This is a genomic window from Shewanella sp. A22, assembly GCF_053850585.1.
This window is the reverse complement of the sequence record NZ_JBSQBN010000077.1, coordinates 1-21,329: the sequence shown is the minus strand read 5'-3', so window position 1 is coordinate 21,329 and position 21,329 is coordinate 1. Positions and strand designations below refer to the sequence as shown.

Here is a 21,329-nt window from a genome sequence, read left to right as displayed (position 1 = left end):
GAACTCAGTCAGTATTTGAGTCCAGTGGTCATGTTTTTGCGATTGATTCATAACGCCTCCTTTATATAAAGAAGCACTATGCCAAAGACTGATTTTTATTGGTATGTGGGATTAATTGACCGCTTACTTCTTAACAATAAAAGTAGGCAAACACATATAGAGGCTCTCTTAGTGCGATTTCTTTAAAAATAAAGAATGCTGCCTGACGCTTTTCATTCCTTTGAAATATCAGCGGCACTACCACTAAATGGATTTAGGAGGTAGAGCGACCCATAAAGCCAAATCGAAGATAATAAAACGATAGATGCCGATGAGTTAGCGAGTATCCAAAACATGGATGTTTTGGTTAAGCTCACATGGAGGTGCTTGCAGCGTCTCGCTTAATCATCTGCATTATGAGTTTCCCGTCTTCATCAAAACATGGATGTTTTGGTTAAGCCACATGGAAGTGCTTGCAGTGTCTCGCTTAATCATCTGCACTATGAGTTTCTCTTTCCCATCGATATTATTGCGTCATTATCGGTTTGTTATTGAGTACTTGCTTACCCTGAAATAGCGCTCACTACTATCTCTATAATCAGCTCTACAATAAGCCACTCAATCAGCTCCACAATCTCCACGCTAGTCCTGATGCTCGTGATGTCGCTTGTTTGCTGGCTTTTTCAAATATCATTGCAGTGCCTAAACAATAAAAATGGTTTTTAGCGCGGGTGATGGCGGTGTAAAGCAGTTCTTTACTGAGTAGTTGCCATTGGGCGGAGCTGGGTTTATGCGGCAATACAAAGCTGACTTTATCAAACTCGCTGCCTTGGCTTTTATGTACTGTCATGGCGTAGCAGGTGTCGTGGCTTGGTAAGCGTGCAGGTAATACTTTAAGCAGGCTGCCATCGGCCATAACAAAATAGGCCATTAAGCGGCTTGGCTTAGTGCTGTCTTGCAAGATTAAACCAATGTCGCCATTAAATAAGCCTAAGTTGTAATCGTTACTTTGAATAATGATTGGTCGACCTAAATAGAACTCATTTTGAGGATTAATCAGTTTGGCGTGTTTAAGACTGTCGGTGATGGCGATATTCATTCCCTCAACCCCAAATTCACCTGCTCGCATGGCACACAAGACTCGATATTGGTTAAAGCTGTCGATGATGGTTTGTTCAGAATGCGGCAATGTTATGGCGCTGTCCTGTCGATCCGCTTGATCGATAATGGTCTGTTGATTTATCCTTTGCTGATTTTCTTGTACCAAACTCAGGTACTCACCATAAGCGTTTACCGATAATGCCAATAACGCTTGTTTACCTGTGTTATCTCCCTGGGCATTATGCTGATGTTCAAACCAATTCAATTCGGCATGATTATCTTGCCACACTTGACGAATCGCATGCACATTAGATTGATTAACCGCATTGGCTAATAACCCAATACCGGCATCGCCTTTAAAACGATGGCTGTGCATCAGCATACACAAACTGTCACCAATTTTAGGTTGTTGATGAATAAACTGACTGACATCTTGTTGGGTTAATTGCTCAATGAGCTTTGCCTGTGCTGCGCTGTAACGCATTGACCATGGCGATGCCTCATGCTGATTAGCTTGTTTTAAGCCAACACAAATATCGGCGAGCACTGCGCCAGCTTCTACTGATGCGAGTTGATCTTGGTCGCCTAACAATATCAAGCGACCATGAGACGGTAGGGCGCTGAGTAATTTATACATCATGGGTAAGTCGACCATCGATGCTTCATCGACCACCAGTAAATCTAAGCGCAACGGATTATCCTGATGGTGCCTAAATTGATACGAGTTTGGGATAACCCCCAATAATCGATGCAATGTTGAGGCTTCTTCTGGTATTTGTTTTAGCGAATCGATTAATACTTTCGCTAATGCTGGGTCGCTCACTTGGGTGAGCTGTTGCAGTAAACGATGTTTAGACGCCTTGATTGATTCACTCAGCCTTGCTGCAGCTTTACCTGTGGGCGCGACTAAACGGATTGTTAGCGGCGACTGGGTTAACAGTAACAATAATAGTTTAGTTACTGTGGTGGTTTTACCGGTTCCTGGGCCGCCGGTGATCACCGCTAATGCTTTTGCCAACGCTGTGGCAGTGGCTATTTTTTGCCAGTTAAACGGGCTGCTATTGCTGTCTTCTGCGGTAAATAAACATTCAATGAGTTGCGGCAGATTACTGTTAGCTAGGTCGATTTCAATCTGTTGATTGGCTAATTGGGTCAACTTAGCCGCTACTTGAGTTTCAAAGAAATGGTACTTATTTAAATATAAGCGCCCATGTTCAAAGATCATCGGTTTATTGTCACCGGGCTTGCCGACGGCATCAAATAGCGCGATTTGTTCAATCAATTGTTGATGGTTAAGCTCAATCCGACAATTGATTTCAGCGTTGCCGCGGTTGTCTTCTGCCATGGGGTTGGCTAAATCAATTTGCTCGATGACTAAACAACTGTGCTGATTAGACAATTGCTGGCTGAGCATGGCGCAAACAAGCAAGAACAGTTGCGGCTGTTGTTCACTTATTGCGGGATCGTTATTGATGGTTTCAATATTGGCCAGCTCTATAGCAAAATGACGATCGAGTGCGGTAATGAGTCGCTGTTCTTGCCAAAGGTGTAATAACTCAGTGATTGGATGGGTGAGTATTAGCATGATGACGTCTCCGGCGCACGATTGTCTGTATTACCTGTAAATAAGCGGTCGAGTTGTTCGATTAACGCTTGCGGTGGTTTGTCATAAAATACCCCAGCGCCAGGATGCTCAGGATGCATGCCGCGTAAAAACAGGTAATAGCAGCCGCCAATATGTTGCTGATAATTGTAGTTTGGTAATCTAAGCGATAAGTAACGATGCAACGCCAAGGTATACAAGATGTATTGCAAATTATAACGATGAGCATCAATGGCTTTAGCCATGGCTGAGTGAGTGTAGTCGCTGTATTTATCGCCCAGATGGTTAGACTTATAATCGGCAATATAAAATTGGCCTTGGTGCTCAAAGGTTAAATCGATAAAGCCTTTTAACATGCCTTTTAAGGTGTCAAAGTCGAGTCCGGCGACGTAACCGTGCTGCTGCAAAATATGATTTAATTGCGATGCTTGTAAGGTTGAAATAGGCAAGTAAAACTCCATTTCGACCATTTTTTGCTTCATGCTTAATTGGCTTAATGTCAGTGATGTGTCTTCTGACGATGGCTCGATAAATAGCGGTGCGACCAATATTTGCTGATACCACGTCATTAGCGGCTGTTGCCATAGGGCTTCGTCAAATCCATATTGTTTCATGGCTTTCGATAGCGCTGGTGTCAGTTCAGTGTCTGCTTGGGTAAAATCAAACAGTTCTAACACTAAATGCATAAAACTACCGGCATTGGCACCGCGTTCAAAGGTAAAGCGATCAAGTTCTGGTTCGCTGGTGAGTTCATCTTGTAACTGTAATTGGATTAACTCATCGGTGAAGTCTTCATCGTCGGCACCGGGCGCGACTCTCTCGTGAGGCAGATGTTTCACCAAGCCAGAATAACTGCCCACTCGCCACGCAAGGCTCTGTACTCGAGTGACTTTTTTGGCCGCTAGCGGGTCATTATTGTCGTGGATATCGGCGAGCACTGAATCGTCAATATTGTTGCCTAAGCATTCCACACTCATTGACGGTAAGGTGGCAATTGCATTCACTTTGGCTTGAATAAGAGCAAAGTCAGTTTTCTTGTCGGTAATGCCTAACAGATAACCAATACCTGTTTCATGCAATTGACTGCTGATCCCTGCCTTTAACTGACGGCTTTGGTTAGCAATATACAAATAACACACGTAAACCGGCCGTGTTAACGCCACATACAGTAGGCGTAAATCTTCAGCGAGGGTTTCTTGTTTGAGTTGTTCCCAGCCTTCGTCGGTGGCGTCGATATCCCATATGAGCTGCTCATTTTTATGGTACATCATCGGCGCAGGGCGTTTTTTATTGCCGCGGGCTAAGCTGACAAACGGCACAAAACAGACCGGATATTCTAAGCCCTTACTTTTATGAATAGTGACAATTTGCACCAAGTTTTGCTCGCTTTCTAAGCGCAGTTGCTGCTCATCACCGCCATTGTTACCAATCAGTTGTTGCTCGTACCAATTGATTAGGGCGCTGCTACCATCTAGCTCAGTGGCCTTTTGCTGCAGTAATTCGGCTAAATGCCTAAAGTCGGTTAAGCGTCTTTCACCAGAGGCTTTAAGATCTGCTGCGTTGTCGTCGTCAGTATCATTAACGCTATTGTCACTATTGCTGCCATAACTGTTGTCATTAGTAATGTCAGCCGTGACAGATTGCGACAGATAACGATGGATCAGTTTGGTTTCGCTGGCAAAGTTTAGCAGTGCAGGCATAACGCCGCGTTGTTGCCACAACTGATGCCAATGAGTGAATTGATCTAATACCTGCTGGCGTTGTTCTTCATCTTGGTTAAATTGATGGATCCGCTGGGCATTAAAACCAACAAGCTCAGTGGCCAGCGCGGCGCGGATAGCCCGCTCATTTTTAGGCGTGGCTAAGGCATACAATAAAATCGCCATTTCACGGGCTTCAATGGTGTTAAATACGCTGTCTCGGCTTAAAAATACCGCGCCAATTTTACGTGCTGATAATTCCGCTTTCATCACGGCAGCTTCGTTACGGTCGCGCACCAATATGGCAATGTCTTTGGCAATGAGCGGTTTAGCTTCCTGTTCAAGGCTGGTATTAACTCGGCATAATCCCTGTTGCGCTTCGGTGAGTAAGCGCTTTATTTCACTGGCAGCATCAGCGGCTAGGCGTTGTCTTGCGGTAGTTTTGTTTAAGCCATTAACATCGTCTTCGGCTAATAAGCGGATCCGCAACGCCGCAGGATTTGTTGTGGCTTCACTCAGGTGTTTATTCGCTGCCGATGATGGGGTTTTAACAATATCATAGGGGATAGCTTGGCTAATAAACGGGTCTTGGTGTTGGCTGAAAAGCTGATTAACGCCATTGACTAATTGAGTTGATGAGCGGTAATTGGTGTCAAGATTATAATGGGCCTGTGTTTGTTGGCGCGCGGCAATATAAGTATAAATATCGGCACCACGGAAAGCATAAATAGCTTGTTTAGGATCGCCAATCATTAATAAACTTAAGCGACCCTTGTTAGCGTCATCATCGTTGTTGTCATTACCAATGTCGTCATTACTTTTACTGTCATCATCATTTGGGGTGTGCACAGTGGTATCTGCGATTAGGTCTAGCTGTGATGCTAGCGGCTGTTGATACACCTGATTAAAAATGGTGAATTGCAATGGATCGGTGTCTTGGAACTCATCAATTAATGCGACCGGAAAACGCTTAGCAATAGCATGGGCGAGGGTGATTGGGTTTTGGCTGAGCGCCATGGCTAAGCTGAGCAATAGGTCATCGGGTGTCATTAAATTGCGTTGCTGTTTTTGGCCGGCAAAGCGTTGGCGAATTCCCTCTCGGGCGCGCACTAAAAATGACGGAATAAGCTGATTAATTAACTCAAGTAAGCGCTCAATATGCTCCAGTAACGGCGCTTCATCCGCACTGGGGATAACGCCACCTTTATTAAGTTTAAGCTCGGATAATGCCAGTTGCTCCAGCGCTTTTATTGGCGGTAATCCTTGGCCAAATTTCACCCAGTTACTAATGCTATCAAACAGTTGGCTAAGTTTAGGGTAACCGTCGGCGCCTTTACCAAAACGTTGACCATTCAACGGCAGCGATTGCAATAATTCAAGGGTGCTGTCGTGCAGGCTTTGCCACAATAAAGTAAAGCGGCTGATGCTTTGGCTTAGCTGTTGTTGTAAGGTTTCAAAGGCCAGAGGCTGCTTTGACAACACCGCTTGGCTTGCACCTAATAACGGTCGCAGCTTTTGTGCTAACACGTCAGGTTCGGCAAACACATCACTAATGGCTTGGGCTAAAAAGGGCGGTAATGGATAACAGACTTCACGCCAGAAATCGCGCACTGCATGGTGTAAAAACTCACTGTCGTCGAGGGTAAATTCGGACTCAAATAGCAATGACGACTCAAATGCCATGTCTGACAACACACGTTGGCAAAAGGCATGAATGGTAAAAATGGCCGCTTCATCTAACGACTTTAACGCTAAGTCTAAGCGTCTTAACGCAATAGGCCGTTCATCTTCCGAGGTATCTTGGTAAAGCTGTTCAATAAACTCATCGTTTACGGCTAAGCCTAAAAAACGTTTAAACGCTAAGTTAATCCGCTTACGAATTCGGTCTCTAAGTTCTTCGGTGGCGGCGTTGGTGAAGGTAACCACCAAAATTTGCTCACAACTTAACGGCGCTTTACCACCATGGCCTAACAATAAACGTAAATACAAACCGGAAATAGTATAGGTTTTCCCTGTACCGGCACTGGCTTCAATTAAGCTTGAACCACTAAACGGTAAGGTGAGGGCATTAAGCGGTGTCACGGTAATAGCGTCCATTAATGCGCTCCTAGTTTAGCTGCGTTGGCGATGAGTTGCGCTTGAATATCGACCGCGGTGCCACTGACAAAGGTGTCTAATTCTGCCAATTTATCTTTGTGATACTGGCTTAACATGGGTTGCAGCAAATGGATGGCTAATGCACCAAACCTAGCTTCGCTAAAGTCTTCTGGGAAATGGAATAAACGTTGGTTATGTGGGTCGTGTCCTTCGCCGAACTGGTTTTGGCCGTCATCCCATTTTTGCTGGGCTTTAAGCAGCTTTTCTTCATGGTCGCCATCGGTTTCAACATAGGCAAAAGCCGTTTTAGGCATAAAGCACAAGGGTTGAGTTTGCCCCTGAATAAAGCCACTGATAAAGCGCGTGAGTTGTGCCTGTGCTTGTTCAGCGGTGATAGGCGCAAAGGCATGAAAGTGACCAATGTCGAGTAAGTAACTGAATTGATTTTTACCCATGCCCGAGGTGGACGAATTGGCCATGGCGTTGATGCATAAATGACGTAAGTACACACGAATAAAATCTCGTCCGTGGGCAGTGCCGGGGCGGTAATTGACTAAGCCTTTAGGCAAAATGTCGTCAATACGGCCGACAAGATTGACTCGCACGATGGACGAATGGGTTGTATCTGCTTGTTCTGGTAAACCCTGCACAGATAGAGCATGCGCTGGAAAATCTTGCAGCGGTAAATCAAAGTTAAGATCAACATTCAGCGTGTGCATGGCTTGTTGATCTTGTAAAAACTGCACCCGATTAATCAACGGCGATATATCGCGTAAATATTGGTTAATTAGTAAGTCGTCGAACGGCGCCATGGGCAATTCACCGCTGGTTTTGAGTTTGCTGAGTAATACGAGATCTGGGCTGTCGAGTTGATGTTCAATGGCATTGTCGAGCATGCGTGATTGCAATAAGTAACGCTCGAGTGCGTTTAAGCTAAACGGTTCGTCATTGTCATCGGCTTGAATATCCAGTGATAAATCGACTTTTAAACTGCGGTTGAAAAAGAATTGCGCTGGATTACGATAAAAACGAATTAATGCCGACAGTTCGAGTTCGACCACTTTAATGCCTTCGCTATTAATATGAGTATGGGCAAACACTTCATCTGCCTGTTCGGCCGACAAAGGTAATGCTTGCTCAAAAAAGTGATTGTTAATGGTCGCATTGGCTGGTGGCGGGCACCATTGGGCATTAAAGCTATGTTGCAGTTTACTCACGCTATCTGTTGATTGTGGTGTTTCTCGGAAGAGTTTAGCGTCAAAAGGCTGCAAAGGTTGTGCTTGAATAAGCTGTGCCAGTACGGCTTTATCGGCATCATCAAGGTTGATGTCTGTTTGCTGTTCAAGCTGTTGCTGTAAGGATTGCGGTAGGTAGCTGAGTTGGCAATATTCGACCAATTCAGACACTAGCATTGAGGCAATGCGCTCAGCATTATCGCGCTCACTGTGGCCGATATAACTGATGTAAAGCTGCTCTCTGGCCGACAGTAATGCTTCTAAAAATAGGTAGCGGTCGTCTAATCGGCGCGAGCGATCGCCTTTTTTAGGGCCAAAATGCGCCATTAAATCAAACCCGACAGGATGTTGTACCCGCGGATAGACGCCGTCATTCATTCCCAGCAAGCACACCACTTTAAAGGGGATTGAGCGCATTGGCATTAAGGTACAAAAATTCACGCTACCAGCAAGGTAACGCTGGCCGACCCGAGATTCAGTTAAGCGCTGATTAAACCACTGCTTTAGGACTTCAATATCGACTTGGCCTTGATGCCCTGCGTTTTCAAGCTCAGTGTCTAGGGTGACTAATGCATCTCGAATGGCTTGAATTTGTTCACGCTCATCATCTGTGGTGTCGTAGCAATCGGCGAGTAGTTGTTGTAATTGTTCAAGGCGCTCTGCGGTGCTGTAGTCATTGGCAAATAAGTTGAAATAGGTGTCAATGGTTTCTAAAAAGTTGAGCAACTTACCTAATGCCTGTGATGACTGACCTTCAATGCCTTGCACCATTAAAGTATCGCGATAAATATCGGCATCGTCGTTAAAGGCGTAACCGAGTATTAAACGCTTAATGCCAAATGCCCATGAGTTTTGTGTAAAAGGCTGCACACCTAGTTGGCTGCGAGTTTGCTCACTGCGGCCCCAACGGACATTGGCATCGTCTAGCCAGCGGCGGATTAATGACAATTCGTCATCATCGAGTTGGAAACGACGCAAAATAGCAGGCACTTCTAAAATACCAATAATGTCAGTGAGGCCAAAGCGACTTTGATTGATATTCAGCAGGCTTAAAAAGCTATTAATCAGCGGAGACTCTTGCGCTGCGCCCCTGTCGGCAATGGCGTAGGGAATGTAATAATCGCCTTTTTGCGGATTTTTATCAGCAAAATACTGACTGTTGGCGGTACCAAATACCGCATCAATATACGGAGCATACGCCGCGACATCGGGCATCATGATCACGATGTCTTTAGGGCTTAAGTCGCTGTTGTTTGATAACAGCTCTAACAGGTGATCATGTAAGGTTTCAACTTCTCGCAGGGCACTGTGGCAACTGCGTAAGGTAATTGAGTCATCACTTGGCAATAACGTGCGGCGAGCATGAATGTCTTGGTACACACTGGCATTTGGCCCTAATGGCTCACCGAGTGTTTCCATTTGTAAGATATCGTATTGCACCCCGTGCAGCAGATTATTCGGCTCGGGCTCGACATAACAGTCGTAACCAAAGTCGGTGTGTTCTGGCGGCAGAGACAGTAATAAATCTAAGAGTTCGCGGCCCATTTGACCATTATTAGCCAATATGGGATTACCCACTTCGAGTTTGTCTTCCCAGTCTTGGTCGAGTTGTTTTTTATTGGCATATTGCAACGCCATACGGGCGCGGGTTTTCGGCTCAATAATATCGCCCCAATAATGCTGGCAAGGGCTGAGAGATAACATAATGACATCAATGCGACTGGCTAAATGGTACAGCACATCAAGAGTTTGTGGCGGCATGGACGAAATACCAAACACATATAACCGAGCGGGCAACATTGATAAATCGGTATCTGGATTGGCCAAGGTTGCAATTAAATCGGCATGTAAATTGGCGCGATGATAATGGCTGGCGTGCAAATGATGTTGGTTATAGTCGATTAATGCTCGCCACAGGATCGGTTGCCATTGCTGGTTTTCATCTAATGCTAGGCGGTTGTCGATGCTTGATAACGGCTGGTTTTGTTCCCACGTTAAAATCCACTCAGGGCGATAGACCAAGTATTGGTCAAAAATGTCGGCAATGCGGCCACACAACTGAAATAGTTTAATCGCATCATGTGACTGATTAAGCTGCAATATGGCATGAGTGTTTGCTGTATTAGTATCGGTATCAGTTTCAGTATTCGCGTTTACATCTGTATCAAGAATATCTGTATCAGCGATGCCAGTTGTGGTATCAACTTGAGGCGATAAGTACTGTTTGAGTGGGCTAAAATCTGGGTTATCTAGCAGACTTGGTAATAAGTCCATTAACTTCCAGGTCATCGCCGCTTTAGTAAAGGCGTTATCTTTTGGTACATCGGGCAGCAAGTCGTGGCATAACTGCCAAGTAAAACTAGAGGGTAACGGGAACGATAATGCGGCGGCGATACCATTGTGTTTAGCGATTTCTAAACGCAGCCAAGTCGACATCCCGGGGCTTTGAACTAACACATGCTCACTGGCTAATAAACTGACGTTATCTAAACGAATAGCCAACAGTTTGGCCAGTTGTTCAGATAACACTTCCATCTGATTAGATTGAATTAAAGTAAGCATGGGCGACCCGCTAATTTGAGATTAATTCATTCTATGGACTCTGCCTTAAATCATCAATCAAAACCGTTAATAATCAGGATGATTGCTGATGTTGTGCACAAGTTCAATTGCGCAGCAGTCGTAAACGCAATCGGCGATATAACCGCTTAAAGCGTTGTTGCTGTTGCTGGGTTTGTGATTCCGACAGCGGTTGATATTTAAGTGCCACATAGGCATTGCTTAAGGCTGTAAAGTCAGCTGCCACTTGAGGGGACAGGGTACTTAAGTGGGCGCTAACTGCTGCAGCGTAATCAAACGGTGCTTGACCTTGTTGACGGGCGATACCTTTTTTCGCTAAGCGTTGGCAAACGAGTTGATAACGTTTATTAAGGGGATCTTGTTGGCGATCAACATTGAACAATCCGGCGTAATAGGCAATAACCAGGGCGATAATGATAAAGCTAACAATCATCAGTAAAGCGATTTTAGTGCTGCTAACATCACCCAATAATTTTGCTAATACTTGTTGTTTACGTTGTTCGTCAAAACCTAATACCCACACACTCCAGTAGTAATCGACACTGGCAAATTGCTGGCGTAATTCATTTAACCATGGGTATTGTTTCATGTGCAGTGTGCTAAAAGGGCTGTCTTGTAAGTAGCTACTTTGGCTGTCAAAGGTGGCATCAAAGCCATCTAACACCCGCTGCGGTGCAATCATTGCGGTAGGGTCAAAACGTTGCCAACCTTGGCCTTCAAACCACACCTCGGTCCACGCATGGGCCATGTATTGATAAACACTGTAATAGCCCGCTTTAGCATTATAATCGCCGCCCTGATAACCCGTTACCATACGGGTTGGAATGCCGCTAGCACGTGCCATAAACACTAGCGCAGAGGCGTAATGAGCACAAAATCCAGCACGGTTTTCAAACAGAAAATCATCAATTTGCTGCTCGCCGACACGGGGCGGGCTCAAGGTGTAGTAATAGGCTTGTTCAGCAAAGTAATTCATCATCGCATTAATGCGCGCTTGTGGATCTGGATAATCTTTGGCGAACTGCAAACCGAGTTTTCGGGTTTTTGGATTGCTATCGGCAGGCAACGCGAGGTTTAGCTGCTGAGTATGTGAGTCGAGTTTGAGATCCATGATCGTCTCAGGATATGAGGTCACTCTATAACTCATTCGCTGATCAACAGGCCTTAACGAATACAAACGATAATCTGCTAATTCAACCACTTGATCATTGCTGCTAAACGCTTCATCTAAACCATATAACCATTTTTGATGACTGGGTTCGCTAATGACCACATAGTCAATTTTTTTACTGCTAGCACTGGTAGTGGCATTAGGAGCTTGGCGCATGGGCTTGTTAAAGTATGCTTGTTGCTGAACTTGTTGAATACTGGGGTCTTGTCGCCAGGTTTTACCGTCATAATTTTCCATCACCAAGGTACGCCAATATAAGTCTTGGTTGGCAGGCCCTAGGGTGCTGCCATCTGGATTATCAAAACCAACTCTAAAGGCTAGCTCTGCTGAACGAGTTAGCTTGCTAATGTCACCAAATGACACTTCATCAGACAAACCCGTCTTGGCCGTTTTCATATTAGGCACTAACCATAGTGGTCCCAAGCGAGGGAACACCACAAACAGTAATATGGCTAACGGTAGGCTTTGTAATATTATTTTAAGACTAAAACTGAGGTTAGCGACTTTATTTGATTTGTCTTGATAAACACTGATTAACACGCCGGTATTTATAATTGCCACGGCTAATAAATGCACCGTATTAAGCATGCTTTGTTGATCAAGTAAGGTTAGACCAATAAGAAAATAGCCCACCAACACAATGGCTTTTACGTCTCTGAGTTCACGCATTTCAATGTATTTTAAGGCGTAACCTAAAATTAATAAGTTAACCAAGGCATTGAGTAAGCCTATTTCACTGGACACTAAGGCGAGTGTGGTTGCGGCGCCAATAGCTAAAGAGGTTACCAGTATTTTAGGCGGCGCAGCCACTTTGCCAAGAAAAATCCCCAGGCGCCAAACAAAGCAAATCGCACAAATACCAATGCTCCATAAAGTCGCTTGTTGATACAAAGGGCTCAGGATGGCGACATTAGTGATTAACAACCAAAACAAGGTATTGCGGCTAATAATGGCATCAAAGTTATCGGTCATGATGATTCACCCACAGATTGGGTTGCCACATGACTCGGATTAAAATCTGGGTTCATGTTTGTGGGAGCATGGTAAGTCGCAATAGCGGTGTGACAAGCTACTCGATGGGCTTCGCCTGTTTGTTGGTTAATAATATGGTCGTCCAGAATTAAGCCAAACATTTGCTGAGTTTGGCTTAATTTATCGACTTGCCAAGCTAGTTTACTCAGTTTGTGCTCTATGTTATTGCCAGATGTGTTGGCCAAGGTTAACCAAACGGGTAATCCTTCTGGCTCAGCAAATTCTTTGGACAACATGCCTTTATCTTGAGCCCATTGTTTCCATGCGACGTGTTTGAGTGATTCCCCCGGTTTATAAGTACGTAAGCCTTTGTAGTCGTCAACACCTGGGCGTAATTTACCGTGGTCATTAGGGTTATCATTGTCGCTAATGTGGCTTGACAGTTCGATGTCACACATTTCTGGTTTAGCAAAAATAACATGATGGATGTCTAAGTCGACATAGGACCATGCGCGGCATAACCCTAACGGAAAGTAGGATGAAACTTTGATCCGCCCAGGGTTTAATTTGCCACGTGTAGGGTGTTCAAATGGCACTGTCGCAATGGTTTGTTCGTGCATTTGTTTAACACGAACATGGCGCTGATAACTAAATTGCAAACAAATTTGCTGGTGGGTGGTATCGGGATTATGTTGTCGAGTATGGCCAGTTAACATGATGGGAAATGGCATATTGTCACCAGCATAACCTTGCGGTGGTGTGACGGCATTAAATGTTAAACCAGCAAGGTTTTTATAGCTGTAAATTATGCAGGTATGGAACACACTGGCGAGTAATAAGCTTAACCCTATCACTAAGTTATTTTGATAATTGGTGCCAAATAAATACAGTAAAACGATCAATCCAATCCACATTAACCCAAAACCACTGGGGAGAATAAAGATGCCTTTATGGCTGAGTGTAATCTGCTTTTGCGGTGGTAAGCGTTTACTAATCCACCTTGACCAGCGTCGAGTTAACGATGCTGGAATTAACCGACGTAACCGAGACGGCTTAATAGCGCCATTGGCATAGATTGCTGAAGAGTGCTTGTTTGCTGTCGTCGATTTAGCCATGTGCCTGCGCCGTTAACGTATTGGATTGACGCTGGCGAGAATAGTGTCAGACAAGGCTTGGCCTTGAAATTGACTGCTACTGCGAATGCGATGTTCAGCAACCGAAGCAAATACCGCTTGAATATCTTCGGGTACCACGTACTGACGTTGGTTGATAAAAGCCCATGCTTTAGCGGCTTGTAGCAAAGCAATACTGGCTCGTGGCGATAAACCGTTAGCGACATTGTGTTGCCGAGAGTAATCGACCAAGGCAATTAAATAATTCAGTACCGCATCTGATGCCGACACTTGCGCCACTTGTTGTTGCAGTAACATTAACTCTTGCGGCGTTAGGCATTGTGATAATGATGCTGGTTTATTGGCTTGAGTGCGCGACTTTAACATGGCTAACTCGGCTTCTGCGCTGGGATAACCGATGGAAATCCGCATCATAAATCGATCGAGTTGCGATTCTGGCAACGGGAAGGTACCAGCTTGATCAACTGGATTTTGGGTGGCAATAACAAAAAAAGGTGAACTCAGTGGATGAGTGATGCCATCGATAGTAATTTGTTGCTCTGCCATGGCTTCGAGTAAAGCACTTTGGGTTTTGGGGCTGGCGCGGTTAATTTCATCTGCCAACAACATTTGATTAAACACCGGGCCTTTATGAAAGATAAATTGTTGCTGTTCTTTGCTGTAAATGGATACCCCAAGAATGTCAGCGGGTAGCATGTCGCTGGTAAATTGAATCCGTTGGTAACTCATGCCTAAACTGCTGGCAATGCCTTGGGATAAACTGGTTTTGCCCATGCCGGGTAAATCTTCAATCAGTAAATGACCTTTGGCGAGGATACAAGCGACGGCAAGTTTTATCTGCTCAGGTTTACCGAGCAAAACTTGGCTTAGTTGGTTAAGTAATGTTTGAATAGTTGATTGCGACACGAAAACTCCAACTGTTAGTAATAAATCGTTGTGGGTTTATTGTAGGCTTATGTTTAAAAGATGTTTGTTGTTATCGTTTTTAATGATAAGAGCAGTATAAGCATGATGCACTAAATCAACATAAGCGACTGTCGGATTAATACTATCCTCGGGTTATACGTTACCGTGCTGACCCTAGATAAGCAAAAACAATACCGCCATATGCTGGTGGTATTAAGCATGCTTAATAACGGTAACTAAATTCCTTTTCACTAAACATCGCTGCCCTTGAGGCGCTTTTTTGTTGGAATATCATTCTATAACTCAGCACTGCTTGGACATATTCGCGAGTTTCGGTGTAAGGAATTGTCTCAATAAAACTCATTACATCTAAGCTGCCATTAGAGGCTTTTAACCAACGTCTAACGCTACCAGGGCCTGCGTTGTATGCGGCCGTAGCGAGTACCCGGTTTTGATCAAACTGTTTGAGTAGCTCACTGTAATAAGCACTGCCTAACATAATGTTCACTTTAGGGTTGTACAGATCTTTTATGTTATTAAAGCGGATTTTGTGTTTTCTTGCGGTTTGCTTAGCGGTAGCAGGCATTAACTGCATTAATCCTCGCGCACCTACACCAGACGTCGCGTATGGATAAAATGCACTTTCTCGACGAGATATTGCCCGTATTTCATCAATATTTACCCCATACTTTTTGCTAGCTTTGACGAATTCATCATTGGATGCTTCGGGAAAACGCAGGGCTATTGAATCCCATAACTTGCCTTGGATACTGGATTCAACACTAAATCCATGCCAGCCGTTGTTTAAGGCAAATAAACCATATTGGGCGGTCATTTCTGGAGTATGACGACGCATTAAATACAGCCATTCGTTACGGGCATCAATTTGTTTGTCTAAGGCCATTAATTCCACAACGCGAGCTAGACCAGGGTCTTGGTTTAATGCGGTTTGTAGCTCTGGAATAGGAGTCAAGTTATCATCATTCATCGCCAAGGGTTTACCTAAGGCTTCTGCTGCATTAAAACCGTAGAAATTACGTTGGCCGCTTAAGGTTGACTGTAATTGCGTTGCGCGGGTTTTGTTAAGGCGTGCTGTCATTTTAGCTTGCCAATATTGCCAGCGAGGATCGGCTTTACCTTGATCACTCAATAGGGATAAATATTTATCTATAGTGTCTAAGTCTTGCTCTCGAATGGCCCAACGCAAGCGCATTTCATAAAGATCATCAGATTGGAGTAATGGCAGCATGGTATCAATATGGTTAACCAATTTTTGGTCTTGCTTAATGAGCGCTCGGCGGACTAAATAGCGATTAAGTTGGCGCCCTTCAACGTCGCTGAAGCGATTTCCCTTTTGATATTTAACATATAATTTAATGGCTTGATGTAAATTTTTGCGTGCTAGTTTTCGCAGTCCAGCATCAACAATATCACCAATGATAGGCTTAGAACCGGCAAATTTTTTCATGTGGCGCAAAATGTTGGGATCGCGATACACTGACAATAGCAATTTAGCTTCGCTTTTATGTTGAGTGATTTTTTGCGATAAATAACTTAATAGGCTGGATTGCCTTGCATTAAAACTCAACAACATACGGGCCCAAACCAATTCTTGGCTTCGGTAGCCAGCTTTTGTCCATTTTTTGAATACGTCATCACATTCTTTAGGGCGAGAATAACCGTGAACCCATAAACGTTCTATGCCTTGATAAGCCATGGTTTTATTACCTGCATCGAGTTGAGCTTGGTAGTAATAACACTGTAAGCGCACATCATTTGGCGTGTCTGGTGATATGGTTAGAAAGTCTTGCCAACGTTGTTTTTTCCCTGCGTTGAGTAAATAGCGATAACGAGCATTGTTATAAAGTGGCGTGGTCTCGAATTGCTTGATGGCATTCAATGCCTTGTTGCCTGGAGATTGCACTATGCTGTCGATATTTTTGTGGTAATCGAGGTAAACCGTTAGCGGGTAATCGGCAAGTTTTTTGCGGAGGGCTTGATATTTATCGTGTTGATTTTTATCCAATGCTTGACGAGCATCAAGGTAAGTTTGTTGCTGTGATGTCAACGCATGCGCTTGGCTAAGAAAAGCCAACGATGTGCTTAGTAATAATGCGCCAGTAATAAAAGTGTTTGCCCAAATGTTACGCATTTAAATGAGAATCTCCGCCTCAGTATTTCGTTAGTTGTCAGTGTTTGTAATATACGTTGTTTTACGCCGGTTAATGACAATGAGATTGGTGATCTAAATAAAGGTTAATCATCATCTATTTATCCGTTAACCATTATCAGTTAGCCATTACTTTCATGTTTTTCAACAGACTCATCAAGTGCTCGATTGAGCAGTTGTTTGTCTATCTGTTTACTGGTATCTACGCCTAGTTGCTGCATGTAATGTGCTTGCCTAATGAGGTTGCCTTTACCTGTCGATAACTTGGACATGGCATTTTGATAACTTTTATCTGCAGTGTCTAAGGCGCGTCCTAGCTTTTCCATGTCTTCCAAATAACCGCACAGTTTGTCGTAAATACGGCTGGCTTGTTTGGCAATGTTTTGCGCATTTTGGTTTTGATACTCATAACGCCAAATATTATTGATAGTGCGCAAAGCCACTAATAAATTGGTTGGGCTTACCAGCATAATATTTTGCTCTAGGGCGAAATTAATTAAGCTTGGGTCGTATTCTATGGCCAGTAAAAAAGCAGGTTCAATAGGAATAAACATTAGCACATAGTCTAAACTTTTGAGGCCATGGAGCTTATGGTAATCTTTTTGGCTAAGACCTTTAATGTGTTGTCTAATCGATAATGCATGTTCTTTTATCGCTTGGTCGCGAATGTCTTTATCTTCGCTGTTAAAATAGCGTTCGTAGCCAATTAATGACATTTTTGCATCAATTACGACGTCTTTTTGTTCGGGTAAATGGACGATAACATCAGGTTTAAAGCGTTTGCCATTGTCATCCTTCAAGTCTTGTTGTATTTGGTACTCATGACCCTCACGCAATCCACTTTCTTGTAATACGCGCTCTAAAATGACTTCGCCCCAATTGCCTTGCTGCTTATTATCACCTTTTAGTGCTTTGGTGAGGTTAATGGCGTCTTGGCTCATTTTTAAATTAAGATCGCGCAAATTATCTAATTGATGTTTCAATGCGCTGCGTTCAGATTGCTCATGAGTATATGACTCTTGAATTTGCCTTCTAAAGCCTTCTAATTGTTGTTTTAGCGGCCCGAGTACACCGTCCATTTGCGAAACATTTTGTTGTTTAAAGTTCTCACTGCGTTCTTCAAAAATCCGATTAGCAAGGTTTTCAAATTGCAATTTAAGGCGTTCTTCTGCCGACTCAAGTAACACTATTTTATCTTGTAATGATTTTTGCTCGGTTTCAGCTTTAACCAGAATTGTTTGTTGTACTGCATTAGATTTGGCTAAATTGAGCTGTGATTCCATTAAACGATGTTGGATTTCAACCATTTGTTGTTCAACTAAATTCACTCGGTCGGCTTTGGTTTCTGCGCTAGAAAGCTGGGCAATCAAATCTTCTATTTTGCTTTGCAGATGATTACTGTGATCCATTTTATCATCGAGATTATCTTGTAATCTCGACATTTCAATTTGGGCTTCATTTAGCTGTTGAAGTGTTTGCTGTTCGTGTTGCAGCTTAAGCTGCTCCCATCGTTTACGTGTTAACCGTTGGTTGAGTAACGCACCGATTAGAAAGGCAACAAACGCGGCTGCAATAAACGCAGCAATTTGAGGAGGAGTTAGCGACACAGCAAAAGGCATAACAAAAACCGATAGAAAATAATGGCTAAGGGTCGCACGGCTAATAAACGCCTGCAAGGGGTAAACAGAGGATTTAATGAAATATTGTTATTAGGGCCTGTTGATCTTTCAAGGCTGTTTTTACAGCGAATTGTTGGTAATTTGTACAAATAAAAGACTTTGTAGTGTAGTTATTCTACATAACAAGTCGATAATCCAGTAAAAATGACCAACAAATGTTGCCCGAAGTGTTCGGCTAAAAACGTTTTACTCTTTGTTGAGTACTCTTCGTTAAGTAAAAGTAGCTTAGATTGTTAGGCAGCAATCCTCTCGCCTCGATTATAACGTTTTTATCTCGAACAAAACTTAACCAGCAAAGATCAACAGGCCCTAATGATTAAATTTAAATCTACTCGCGATATTGGTTGGTATAGACACCAATAATGGCCGTTTTGTAGTTTTTTGTTATTGATGAAATTAAATGGCGATATTATCTGTCTATTGAAAGACGTAAGATAGATTACGGTAGCTTTAGCTGTCGACCAGTATTTTAACGAGGTGATTTATGGCGGGTAAAAAAGGTTTTACTCAAGGCATACAAAAACGTGCTTCTTGGCATATTCCTGATAACCAAGTTACACCGGAATCGGTATTTAATGATCGACGTAATATTGTTAAGGCCCTTGGGTTAGGAGCATTGGGCGCGAGTTTGCCTGGCCAAGTTCAAGCCGGTATTTTTGATTTATTTGGCGAACAAAAGGCGCACAACCCTTTTGTGACTCAAGGGCTACAATACGCCACCCCGGCCAAGTTTGTTTTACCTAATCCGAAAACACCTGAAGATAAAGTGATTCGTCATAATAATTTCTATGAATTTGGTACCAGCAAATCGGACCCGGTTGATAATGCACAAAATTTTAAGGTTGATCCTTGGACGTTAACTATCGATGGTTTAGTTGATAAGCCGATTACCCTAGATTTACATGAATTGACCACTCGTTTTGCTCTTGAAGAACGCACTTATCGCTTACGCTGTGTTGAAGCATGGTCGATGGTTGTGCCATGGGTCGGTTTTTCGTTAGCCAGCTTACTTAAACAAGCAGGCGTGCAAAGTAATGCCACCCACATTGCCTTTGAAACGCTATTTGACCCAGACCAAATGCCAGGGCAAAAAAGTCGTTTAATGGGCGGGGGGATCCATTATCCGTATGTTGAGGGATTAACGGTTGCCGAGGCAATGAATGATTTATCGTTTTTAGCTGTGGGCTTATACGGTAAAACCTTGCCGCCACAAAATGGTGCGCCAATTCGTTTAGTGGTGCCTTGGAAATATGGCTTTAAAAGTATTAAGTCTATTGTGCGGATTCGGGTGATGGACAAGCAGCCACCAACAAGCTGGAATCAATTAGCCTCAAGTGAGTATGGTTTTTACGCCAATGTAAACCCTGAAGTAGATCATCCTCGTTGGTCGCAGGCATCTGAGCGCAGTATTGGTGAGGGCGGTTTATTTTCTGCTAAACGTATCCCAACCCAAATGTTTAACGGTTATGGTGATTCAGTGGCTGATTTATACAAAAATATCGATTTGAGGAAGTTTTACTAATGCGGATAAGCCCTCGATGTCTTTTTTGGCTAAAGGTGTTGTTGCATATTAGTTTTTTGTTGCCTGTCTTTTATCTCGTGGCGCTAGTGTTAAGCGACAACGCGGGCGGCGATCCGGTGCAGTATATTATTCACTACACCGGCATGGGCGCGATTAATAGTTTATTAGCGACCTTGCTAATTTCACCTATTGCTAAATGTTTTAAAATAGCGGCGCTGATGAAAACTCGCCGATTGGTAGGTTTGTATGTTTGCGCTTATGCTTTATTACACATCAGTGCATTTATTAGTTTAGATTTGCTGTTTGCGTGGGGATTATTGTTAGAAGAAGTGATTAAGCGGCCCTATATTTTGGTGGGTGCTGCGACCTTGATTATCATTTTATTACTGGCGGTAACGTCTCCTAATCGTATAAAACGCAGTATGGGGAAACGCTGGCAATTATTGCATAATTGGATTTATCTGGCGGCAATACTGGCTCCAATTCACTTTTATTGGTCGGTAAAGTCGGAAATTATTGAACCCAGTATTTATATTGCGCTGTTTGCGGCCTTGTTGTTTTACCGCAAAGACAGTATTTATAAGTGGTTACACCCTAACAAGTAATACCATTTAATATTTTACGTCAACGCCTCAGTCTGTTGTTGAGGCCGTTAGTTGAAAATGCAGCAAATAAAGTAAATACCATTACTGATATCATAATAATGGCTAGCCTTAACCAAGGTTGTTCGAGAGACATACGCATATCGATAAAATTAAACGTGGTTACTGGCCACACAAATATGACGCTGATTAATAACCCCAGTTTGAGTAATGTACAAACAAACGAATTCCTAATAAACATTAATAAGGGTAAACACATCGCGACCAGCGCTAATACTTGCTGATCAAAGCGTAAAAAGTGCGCGCCTAATAATAGGTAAGCTAAACTTATTATGGTTACTCGCCACCACATTTTAATCCTCCTTAATAGCGTCAAATAACGTCGTAGTTGACGTTAACCAATTCAGCATAACGCTGAATTAAGGCTCATTCTTGGTGACGGCTCACATATTATTGAATTATTGGGCCTAGTTTAGGGTAAATAGGTTGATTAATTTTGCATCAATTACAATTTCAGCTCAAATAGGATTAATTAACGCTGATTAAACCGTTTGGTGAATGGTAAATAGTGTTGAGTTCGCGAGCCATACAGCAACCCGTGCCGTAAAAAGTTACAGCTTGTGGTGATACAAATGGCAGGTTAGAAATGACGACGATCACAGTAAAGTGTTCGGGTTTATTTATGCCATTCATTATCCATTATGGGCAAAACTGACTGGCGTACGAGCCTAGTTGCTGTGTTATACCAATCCCATTAAATATCTGATCAGTTCAGAGTCTCTCAGGTTTTTCAATTCAAGGCACATTGATGTAGAAATGGTTGTTGCCTTTTAAATCGATGTAACACAGAAGTGGAATACCTGAGAGACTCCATTCTGG

11 protein-coding genes are annotated in these 21,329 nt (G+C 43.3%); 2 read left to right on the top strand and 9 right to left on the bottom strand.

Going from position 1 to position 21,329, the window contains the following annotated elements; genetic code table 11:
- Positions 1-601: 601 nt before the first annotated feature.
- The 8 genes from recD to rmuC all read right to left on the bottom strand — a co-directional run bounded on the left by recD (position 602) and on the right by rmuC (position 18,266).
- Positions 602-2,665 carry an exodeoxyribonuclease V subunit alpha gene (gene recD, locus ACWXWT_RS13820; protein WP_456042158.1) on the bottom strand — a complete coding sequence of 688 codons (2,064 nt, stop codon included), beginning with the start codon at positions 2,663-2,665 and terminating at the stop codon, positions 602-604.
- Positions 2,659-6,480, bottom strand: coding sequence for a UvrD-helicase domain-containing protein (locus ACWXWT_RS13815; protein WP_456042157.1), 3,822 nt, complete (start codon positions 6,478-6,480; stop codon positions 2,659-2,661). The genes recD and ACWXWT_RS13815 overlap by 7 nt, the downstream gene beginning before the upstream one ends.
- Complete coding sequence (gene recC / locus ACWXWT_RS13810; RefSeq protein ID WP_456042156.1) at positions 6,480-10,277, bottom strand: exodeoxyribonuclease V subunit gamma; 3,798 nt, start codon at positions 10,275-10,277, stop codon at positions 6,480-6,482. Before recC ends, ACWXWT_RS13815 begins: the two co-directional genes overlap by 1 nt.
- Before the next feature lie 103 nt (positions 10,278-10,380).
- Complete coding sequence (locus ACWXWT_RS13805; protein WP_456042155.1) at positions 10,381-12,438, bottom strand: transglutaminase TgpA family protein; 2,058 nt, start codon at positions 12,436-12,438, stop codon at positions 10,381-10,383.
- Positions 12,435-13,553 (bottom strand): DUF58 domain-containing protein, encoded by a 1,119-nt coding sequence (locus ACWXWT_RS13800; RefSeq protein ID WP_456042154.1) that lies wholly within the window; start codon positions 13,551-13,553, stop codon positions 12,435-12,437. Before ACWXWT_RS13800 ends, ACWXWT_RS13805 begins: the two co-directional genes overlap by 4 nt.
- A gap of 12 nt (positions 13,554-13,565) precedes the next feature.
- Entirely contained in the window at positions 13,566-14,477 is a 912-nt protein-coding gene (locus ACWXWT_RS13795; RefSeq protein WP_342859275.1) for an AAA family ATPase, read from the bottom strand.
- A 223-nt stretch (positions 14,478-14,700) separates the two neighbouring features.
- On the bottom strand, positions 14,701-16,629 hold the full coding sequence (locus ACWXWT_RS13790; RefSeq protein WP_456042153.1) for a transglycosylase SLT domain-containing protein: 1,929 nt from the start codon (positions 16,627-16,629) through the stop codon (positions 14,701-14,703).
- A gap of 140 nt (positions 16,630-16,769) precedes the next feature.
- A complete protein-coding gene (rmuC, locus tag ACWXWT_RS13785) occupies positions 16,770-18,266 on the bottom strand; it encodes a DNA recombination protein RmuC (protein WP_456042152.1) in 1,497 nt (498 codons plus the stop codon).
- Positions 18,267-18,810: 544 nt separating this feature from the next.
- Here rmuC and msrP point away from each other — a divergent pair.
- Both msrP and msrQ read left to right on the top strand, forming a co-directional pair.
- Entirely contained in the window at positions 18,811-19,848 is a 1,038-nt protein-coding gene (msrP, locus tag ACWXWT_RS13780; protein ID WP_456042151.1) for a protein-methionine-sulfoxide reductase catalytic subunit MsrP, read from the top strand.
- Positions 19,848-20,453: a protein-methionine-sulfoxide reductase heme-binding subunit MsrQ gene (gene msrQ, locus ACWXWT_RS13775; protein ID WP_456042150.1), complete on the top strand. Its 606-nt coding sequence runs from the start codon at positions 19,848-19,850 to the stop codon at positions 20,451-20,453. Before msrP ends, msrQ begins: the two co-directional genes overlap by 1 nt.
- Positions 20,454-20,472: 19 nt before the next feature.
- On the opposite strand, the gene ACWXWT_RS13770 is transcribed toward msrQ, so the two are convergent.
- Positions 20,473-20,802, bottom strand: a complete 330-nt coding sequence (locus ACWXWT_RS13770; RefSeq protein WP_456042149.1) for a hypothetical protein — start codon at positions 20,800-20,802, stop codon at positions 20,473-20,475.
- Between the last annotated feature and the right edge of the window lie 527 nt (positions 20,803-21,329).

Coding starts and splice junctions, on each gene's coding strand:
- ACWXWT_RS13805 (WP_456042155.1), bottom strand. CDS start 12,438: ATGACCGATAACTTTGATGCCATTATTAGCCGCAATACCTTGTTTTGG.
- recC (WP_456042156.1), bottom strand. CDS start 10,277: ATGCTTACTTTAATTCAATCTAATCAGATGGAAGTGTTATCTGAACAA.
- msrP (WP_456042151.1), top strand. CDS start 18,811: ATGGCGGGTAAAAAAGGTTTTACTCAAGGCATACAAAAACGTGCTTCT.
- msrQ (WP_456042150.1), top strand. CDS start 19,848: ATGCGGATAAGCCCTCGATGTCTTTTTTGGCTAAAGGTGTTGTTGCAT.
- recD (WP_456042158.1), bottom strand. CDS start 2,665: ATGCTAATACTCACCCATCCAATCACTGAGTTATTACACCTTTGGCAA.
- ACWXWT_RS13790 (WP_456042153.1), bottom strand. CDS start 16,629: ATGCGTAACATTTGGGCAAACACTTTTATTACTGGCGCATTATTACTA.
- ACWXWT_RS13770 (WP_456042149.1), bottom strand. CDS start 20,802: ATGTGGTGGCGAGTAACCATAATAAGTTTAGCTTACCTATTATTAGGC.
- ACWXWT_RS13815 (WP_456042157.1), bottom strand. CDS start 6,480: ATGGACGCTATTACCGTGACACCGCTTAATGCCCTCACCTTACCGTTT.
- rmuC (WP_456042152.1), bottom strand. CDS start 18,266: ATGCCTTTTGCTGTGTCGCTAACTCCTCCTCAAATTGCTGCGTTTATT.
- ACWXWT_RS13800 (WP_456042154.1), bottom strand. CDS start 13,553: ATGGCTAAATCGACGACAGCAAACAAGCACTCTTCAGCAATCTATGCC.